Raw genomic sequence first — 1140 nt, forward strand, 5'->3', positions numbered from 1 at the left:
GCGAAGCCGGTGACGAGGGTCTGCCCGAACTCGGCCTTGAACTCGGCGAAGCGGGAGCCGTCGACGACACGCGCGATGACCTCACGGACGTCGTAAGGGAATGAAATGATTCAAAGCAAAAAGAAGACCACGTACAAAATTTATATGGTGTTCTTTTTGTTTAGTTTTTTAATGTGGTCATAAAAAGGCGGAGCCTATTATAAGTTTAATTATTTAATTTCAGAAAGGTATATATAAATCATGGCGCAACAAATTGTCCTACCCATCAAAGACTCCAACGTCTTAAAGATGGTACAAGATACACTTCTCGATAGCTTCTGTACTTCTTGGCATTTTAGAAAGGAAATCTTCTCATGAAAATTCTTGTTACCGGATTTGATCCCTTTGGCGACGATAAAATTAATCCTGCGATTGAAGCCGTGAAACGTTTGCCGGATGAAATTGCTGGGGCACAAATCGTTAAATTGGAAATTCCGACAAAGTTTAATGTTTCAGCCGATGTCGTTAAAGATGCTATTGCCAAAGAAAAGCCTGACTATGTGTTGAGCATTGGTCAGGCTGGTGGCCGGTTTGAACTCACGCCGGAGCGAGTTGCGATTAACTTGGATGACGGTCGGATTCAAGATAATGCCGGGTATCAGCCACTTAATCACACGATTCATGGCGATGGCGAGAATGCCTACTTTACCCAGTTACCAATTAAGGCCATGGCCAAAGCCATTCGGGAAGCTGGTGTTCCGTCAGCAGTCTCCAACACAGCAGGCACTTACGTCTGCAACCACATTTTTTATCAGGTACAGTATATGCGGGATAAGATGTTTCCCGATATTAAGGCCGGCTTCATGCATATTCCATTTTTGCCGGAACAGGTTGTCACTCGTCCGGAAACACCAGCGTTGTCATTGGATGATGATGTTTTAGGCATCACTGCCGCTATCAAGGCCATCGTGTCCCGTGACGGCAAAGACGATATCGAAACGATTGAAGGCAAGGATCACTAAAAGCCTGTTTAGTGTTTTTGGACTATTATCAAATAAATAGACATAAAAAAGAAAAGCGTTCTAATCGTTTTTCCTTTTTTATCAGATGTTCAGAAAATGGTCATTTTATGGACACTCTTCTTTTCTTATTAAAATTCTC

General features: G+C 42.8%; 1 protein-coding gene and 1 pseudogene. One reads left to right on the plus strand and one right to left on the minus strand.

The window, feature by feature from the left end:
• A pseudogene (locus AB0A61_RS41130) lies at positions 1–98 on the minus strand (carboxyl transferase domain-containing protein); the annotation flags it as partial.
• A gap of 255 nt (positions 99–353) precedes the next feature.
• Between AB0A61_RS41130 and pcp the strand changes: the two are divergent.
• Positions 354–1001, plus strand: coding sequence for a pyroglutamyl-peptidase I (gene pcp / locus AB0A61_RS41135; protein ID WP_361304756.1), 648 nt, complete (start codon positions 354–356; stop codon positions 999–1001).
• Positions 1002–1140: the final 139 nt, after the last annotated feature.

The organism is Streptomyces sp. NPDC046197 (assembly GCF_040646295.1).
Classification (GTDB): domain Bacteria; phylum Actinomycetota; class Actinomycetes; order Streptomycetales; family Streptomycetaceae; genus Streptomyces.